The organism is Duganella violaceipulchra, from assembly GCF_019166075.1.
Lineage (GTDB): Bacteria > Pseudomonadota > Gammaproteobacteria > Burkholderiales > Burkholderiaceae_D > Rugamonas > Rugamonas violaceipulchra.
Map to the genome: position 1 here is coordinate 1 of NZ_JAHTGR010000052.1, position 6,306 is coordinate 6,306.

At 59.4% G+C, this 6,306-nt stretch carries 4 protein-coding genes and 1 rRNA gene; 3 read left to right on the forward strand and 2 right to left on the reverse strand.

Annotation, left to right across the window (positions count from 1 at the left end; genetic code table 11):
- The first annotated feature begins 5 nt into the window (after window positions 1-5).
- The 3 genes from rrf to KVP70_RS32780 all read left to right on the forward strand — a co-directional run bounded on the left by rrf (window position 6) and on the right by KVP70_RS32780 (window position 3,228).
- A 5S ribosomal RNA gene (rrf, locus tag KVP70_RS32770) occupies window positions 6-118 on the forward strand.
- 179 nt (window positions 119-297) lie between these two features.
- Window positions 298-1,692: an IS5 family transposase gene (locus KVP70_RS32775; protein ID WP_229225253.1), complete on the forward strand. Its 1,395-nt coding sequence runs from the start codon at window positions 298-300 to the stop codon at window positions 1,690-1,692.
- Window positions 1,693-1,788: 96 nt separating this feature from the next.
- Complete coding sequence (locus tag KVP70_RS32780) at window positions 1,789-3,228, forward strand: DUF4214 domain-containing protein (protein WP_217946620.1); 1,440 nt, start codon at window positions 1,789-1,791, stop codon at window positions 3,226-3,228.
- Between the two features lie 18 nt (window positions 3,229-3,246).
- Here the strand turns inward: KVP70_RS32780 and KVP70_RS32785 are convergent, their stop codons facing one another.
- Together KVP70_RS32785 and KVP70_RS32790 are read right to left on the reverse strand one after the other, a co-directional pair.
- A complete protein-coding gene (locus KVP70_RS32785; protein ID WP_229225254.1) occupies window positions 3,247-4,461 on the reverse strand; it encodes a sensor histidine kinase in 1,215 nt (404 codons plus the stop codon).
- 80 nt (window positions 4,462-4,541) lie between these two features.
- A complete protein-coding gene (locus KVP70_RS32790; protein ID WP_217946622.1) occupies window positions 4,542-5,906 on the reverse strand; it encodes a sodium-dependent transporter in 1,365 nt (454 codons plus the stop codon).
- Window positions 5,907-6,306: the final 400 nt, after the last annotated feature.

The window sequence follows — 6,306 nt, forward strand, 5'->3', positions numbered from 1 at the left end:
CAATGCCTGATGACCATAGCAAGTTGGTCCCACCCCTTCCCATCCCGAACAGGACCGTGAAACAACTTTGCGCCGATGATAGTGCTGCAACCAGTGTGAAAGTAGGTTATCGTCAGGCTAGTTATACTAAAAAGCCCCTTCCAATGATTTGGTCGGGGCTTTTTTTCGTCTTGATAGTCCGGTCTGAACAAACCCTAACCGTTTGATTCTGCATGCGAAAATGCGAAAAACAGTAGCTGGGATTTGCAAGCTTTCGCTAAAATGGATAGCAATTCCTTGCAAATTTCAGAGGCCTGAATGGGACCGAAGCCAGCTGGACCGCAAAGCGCAGACATGTTCCGCCAACGCCTGGACGAATTGGTCGATCTGAAGCACCCGCTGGCACAATTGGCCACCCACATCGACTGGACCGTGTTCGAGCGCGAATGGGCCGGCCATTTCCCTTCTTCACGTGGCCGTCCCGCCACTTCGACCCGGATGATCGCCGGTCTGCTGTACCTGCAGCACACGTTCGCGTTGTCGGATGAAGATGTGGTGTGGGGCTGGGTCGAGAACCCATACTGGCAGCTGTTCTGCGGCGAAACCTGGTTCCAGCACCGTCCGCCGATCGATCCCAGTTCGTTGACGCGCTGGCGCAAACGCATCGGCGAGGCCGGCTTGGAATGGATGCTGACGCAGACCATCAAGGCGGCGGAATCGGCGCAGGTGGTCAAGCGCCAGAGCTTCCAAAAAGTGATCGTCGACAGCACCGTGCAGGAAAAGGCCATCGCCCACCCGACCGACAGCAAATTACTGGAGCTAGCCAGGCGGCACTTGGTCAAGCTGGCCGCCGAGGCCGGTCTGACGCTGCGCCAGAACTACAACCGTCAGGCGCCCAAGCTGGCCGTGCAAATAGGCCGCTACGCTCATGCCAAGCAGTACAAGCGCATGCGCGCCAGCCTGAAGAAACTCAAGACGGTGGTGGGGCGCGTCTGGCGCGATGTGGAACGTCAGTTGGGCAAGGCGCCCGAAGCGCTCCAGCAGCGCGGCTGCCAATTGCTGGCGAAAGTCGAACGCCTGCTGACGCAAAAGCAGCGCGACAAGAACAAACTCTACAGCCTGCACGCGCCCGAGACCGAGTGCATCGCCAAGGGCAAAACGCGGCAGCCCTACGAATTCGGCGTGAAGGTCTCGATCGCCACCACGCACAAGGAAGGTTTGGTGGTGGGCATGCGTAGCATGCCGGGCAATCCCTACGACGGCCACACCTTGTACGAAACCCTGGAGCAAGTGGCGATCCTCACCGAGTGCCAGCCCAAGGAAGTGTTTGTGGACCTGGGCTATCGCGGCGCCGACGTGCAACAGGGCACGAAGGTGTATCACCACAAGCTCAAGCGCGACATCACACCGCGTCTACGCCGTGACATCCGGCGTCGCAGTGCCATCGAACCGGCCATCGGGCATATGAAGAACGACGGCAGGCTACGGCGTAACTGGCTTCAGGGCGTGCACGGCGATGCCTTCAACGCGCTGCTGTGCGGCTGCGGACACAACCTGCGGATGATTCTGCGGAAGCTGCGGCTTTTCTTCGCCTTCATCGCCGCTTGGTTGCCATCGTTGCACCTTGCATCGCCACGGCATATGGCTTCCGCGCTCTTGTTTGACGAAGCTGGCGACAGCTATCGCCAGCAGCCGGGTCTCAGCCTACGGTGATTTTTGAATTATTCAGACCGAACTTGATACTTGTGTTTGCGCCATTAAAAATAGTTAACGTGTACTATTTGGTAATTATTTAATGGGGAGACAATCATGCAACGCCAACTACAATGGGCTTCCTTTAGCCTGATCGCCGCTTTGCTGGCCGCCTGCGGTGGTTCGAATGTGGACAGTACCGCTCCGCGCACTGCAGCCTTGCGCATGGGCTCCGCCGGACCAACCGCGCCACCGACCGCTTCCGCGCATGCCGCGCTGGTCCAGGCGCTCTATCTGGCCTATTACGGCCGCGTCCCTGACAGCGGCGGCCTGGCTTTCTGGACCGGCGTCTTTGAAAACCTCAATCTGCCTGCCACCACGTCCGCCTTATACGATGCTTACGGCAGCAATGCCACCGTCAAATCGGTGCTCGATGGATTTGGACGGGGCACGGAAGCGTCCGACCTGTACGCCGGCACCAACGCCGAATTCATCAATACTGTTTATATCAATTTATTCGGCCGCTACGTCGACGGTGGGCGCCAGAATTTCTGGGTGGCAGCGTTGGATAGGCAGGCGATTACCCGCTCATTTGCAGCCCTGGCCATTCTGGTCGGCGCCCAAGGCGGCGACCAGACGGCGCTGGCAAAAAAGAACGAGGTGGCGACGCGCTTCACAGCCGCGCTGACCGCTGCCGGCTTGACCGATACGTCGCCCAAAGGCGTCATTGGCACCGACTTGCTGGCCCAGGTCAATGCGGCGACCGATCTGGTGGCGTACCAGGCGGTGATTGATGCGGCGGTGCAGTCGATCGCCCAGGACATCGCCCAGACCAGCTTGCTACGTTACACCGCCTTCCAGAACGTCTACACCGAGATCGCGACGCCAGTGCGGTATTGGCTGTCGTTCGGGCGCGGCACGATTCCCGTCCCTAGCGGCAAGTTGGCGTTCGGATTGGGCGAGCGCCAGATTGGCTACGCCAAAGTCCCTGGATCGAGCAGCCTCAGCGTGGTATATGACGCACCCATCGTCGCCTCGGCAACGATTGCGGCCCAGCCCGATGGCACTGCTCCGATGATGCTGATGTTGTGCCAGGCCGCAGCTGAATCGACTAGCGACGTCGTCCGCAACAAATCAACGGACATGCTGGTCCTGAATGCGGCGCAGATGGTTACCAACGCCAAGGAGCTGGCAGGGCAGACGCTGTCTACCTACCGTGAGGATTGCGGGGTCGTGACCACGCAAAATATTGTGTTCGATACAGAGGGCGCCGCGACGGTGACCGATGCAAGCGGCAGCAAGGTGTATCCGGTCGCCTCGGTGCAGACCGCATTGAACGGCGTACTGCCTGGCAGCCTGAGGGTCATGGATCTCGCCTGGCGCGCTTACCGCTATGCCAAGGCAGACGGCTCGGTCAAGTATGCGATTGTCAGCCGGACGATGTCGCACATCAGCATCCCGCCGGAGATGCCGACGGTCACGGCCGCTGTCGGCGCAAGTACGGCCTCCAGCTCCACGGCTGCGCTTGGCGCGCTGTCGCTGTGGTCGCAGGAATAAGCATGCATGGCGCCGGCGCTAGCGCGTCGGCGCCAGCATCGGCAGCGTCAAGGTGAACCGGGTGCCGCCGCCGGTCTCGCTAACGACGTCGATGGTGCCGCCCAGGATTTCGGTGACGATGTTGTGGACGATATTCAGGCCCAGGCCGGAGCCGCCCACCCCCAGCTTGGTGGTGAAGAAGGGATCGAAGATGCGCGACAGGTAGTCCTTCTTGATGCCGACGCCGTGATCTTCAACCGACAGCGTCACCAGGCCCTGCGGCGAGAGGCTGGCCGAGATGTCGATCAGGCCGTCACCGCGGCCTTCATACCCATGCAGGATGGCGTTGTTGATCAGATTGGAGATCACCTGGCCGATGGGGCCTGGGTAGCTTTCCATCATCAGGTCCGGCGGTATCCGTTGCTGTATCACGAAGGGCGTGCGCTTGATGGTGGGCTGCAATGTCAGCACATTGCCGGCCACCACCTCGGCCAATAAAAAGCTGCGTCGTTGCGAACTGGTCTGGTCGACCGCCACCTGTTTGAAGTTGGTGACAATATCCGCGGCGCGATGCAGATTGCGGCTCAGGATATCCACCGACAGCTGTGCATTCTGGATGTAACTCTCAAATTCCTTGCGGCTGATGCCGCCTTCCCGCGTCAGATGCTGGGTGATATCGTCGGTCTGCATTTCAAACGTGGTGGAGGCCATCAGGCTGTTGCCGATCGGCGTATTCAATTCGTGCGCGATGCCGGCTACCATCGCGCCCAGTCCGGCCAGGCGTTCGTTGCGCACCAGGTCTGCGCGTGCTTTGTCCAGCGTGGCAATCATGTCCTGCAATTCGCGGTTGGCGCGGCGCAGCGCCAGGTGGGTATTGATGCGCGCCAGCACCTCTTCGATCTGGAATGGCTTGGTGATGTAGTCCACGCCGCCGGCATCGAAGCCGGTGACTTTTTGCTTGGGGTCGGTCAGGCCAGTCATGAAGATGACAGGGATATCCTTGGTGGCCTTGCAGGCCTTGAGGCGCCGGCAGGCTTCGAAGCCGTCGATGCCAGGCATGACGACATCGAGCAGGATCAGATCCGGCTCGGCGAATTCGGCGCGCATCAAACCTTCGGCCGCGGTCTGGGCCAGCACGATCATGAAGCCATGCCGTTCCAGTCGGTCCAGCAGCGCCGCCAGATAGGAAAGAGAGTCGTCGACGATCAGTATCGTCGGCATCGGCACTACGGGGATCTCGCTCTGGTTCATCATGCAGCCTGAGGATATTCACGGTGAAGACAGTATATGCATACTGCTACGGCGGCGGTGAAAAAAGAGCGAGACCGTTGCGCCTATAACAAATTCAATCCCTTCAACATTACCAAAAGAATCAGGACCGGCGAGATATAACGCAGCAGGAAGAAGACGATGCGTATCGTGGTCCGGTTGCCTAGTGTGCCCTGGTTCGACAGCGCCTGGCCGAACTTGTCCGCGCCCCAAACCCAGCCCACAAACACAGCCAGCAAGATGCCGCCCAGCGGCAGCAGCACGTTGGACGAGACGAAGTCGAACAAGTCGAACATATTCATGCCGAACAGCTTGAAATCGGCCAGCACATTGTTGGTCAAGGCGCAGCTGGAGCCGAGCAGCATCAGGCCGGAGATGGTCAGCAGCGTGGCTTTCGCGCGGCTAAGGCCGAAACGTTCGTGCAGGATCACGACCGGCACTTCCATCAGCGACAGCATCGCGCCCGTGGCAGCCACCGATGCCAGCACGAAGAAGGCGATCATCAATAACTGGCCACCGGGAATCTGCGAGAACACGGCGGGAATGGTGATGAACACCAGGGCCGGACCGGCCGCCGGCTCAAAGCCGAAAGTGAACACCGCAGGGAAGATCGCGATGCCCGCCAACATGGAGACGCACAGGTCGGCGGCCATCACGCGCAGCGTGGTCTGGGGAATATTCTGATCGTCGCGGAAGTAGGAGCCGTAGGTCATCATCGTGCCCATGCCCAGCGACAGCTTGAAGAACGCCAGGCCCATAGCGGTCAGGATGACGCCCGCAGTGATCTTGCTGAAGTCGGGGCGGAACAGGAAGGCCAGTCCATCGACGGCCTTGTCCAGCGACAGGCTGACGGCGCACAGCATTAGCAACAGCAGGAACAGGATGGGCATCAGCCTCTTGGCGATGCCCTCGATGCCTTTGGTGACGCCCATCAGCAAGATGCCGCCGATGAAGGCCAGCACACTCCATTGCCACAACAGCGATTGCACCGGGTCGGCGATCAACGCGCTGAAAGCGCCTTCGGTAACGTGGCGGTCGCTGCTCAGGATGGAGCCGCCGATGGCCTTGAATACGTAGGCGAATACCCAGGCCACCACTTCGGAATAGAAGGACAGGATCAGGAAGGCCGCCGCCATGCCGGCCGCGCCCACCAGCCACCATGGCAGGCCTTTTTTCGGGCCGAGATTTTGCAGTGCCGTGATTGGATTTGCCTTGGCCGCGCGGCCCATCGTGATCTCCGCGATCATGACGGGCAGCCCGATGACCAGGGTGGCGAGCAGATAGATCAGCAGGAAACCGGCGCCGCCATTGGCGCCGGTCAGATAAGGGAACTTCCATATATTGCCAAGGCCTACGGCCGAACCCAGCGTTGCCGCGAGTACGCCGAAGCTGGAGCTGAAGCCGCCGCGTTTGATGGTGTGGTTGGTCATTGGGTGCATACCTGCCGTGTACATAAAGGGCGCGATTGTAGCAGTTCGAAAAAAGGCCTTGCAGATAGGGAGGGGGCTTTGCTATAGTTCGCCTCCCCGCAAAACGGTGCATGCAAATGCAGAGAACAGCGGGGAGCTGGGAAAAAGTAGGGGTTGACGAAACGATCTAAACGCTTCATACTCTTTCTTCTTCGCTGACGGACACAACGCTCCGCAGCAAGCAAGCAGTACCGAATTGAAGTTCTTTAAAAATTTACAGTCGATAAGTGTGGGCGTTTGATGAAAGTGCACAGCAGGCTAGTCCTGCTGATACTTAAAATATCAAATGTTCACAAGAAGTAATGAAATAGGCGCTACGCAAGTAGTGGCCTGTCAGTATTTTGAGTGAGCGACCCGTCAG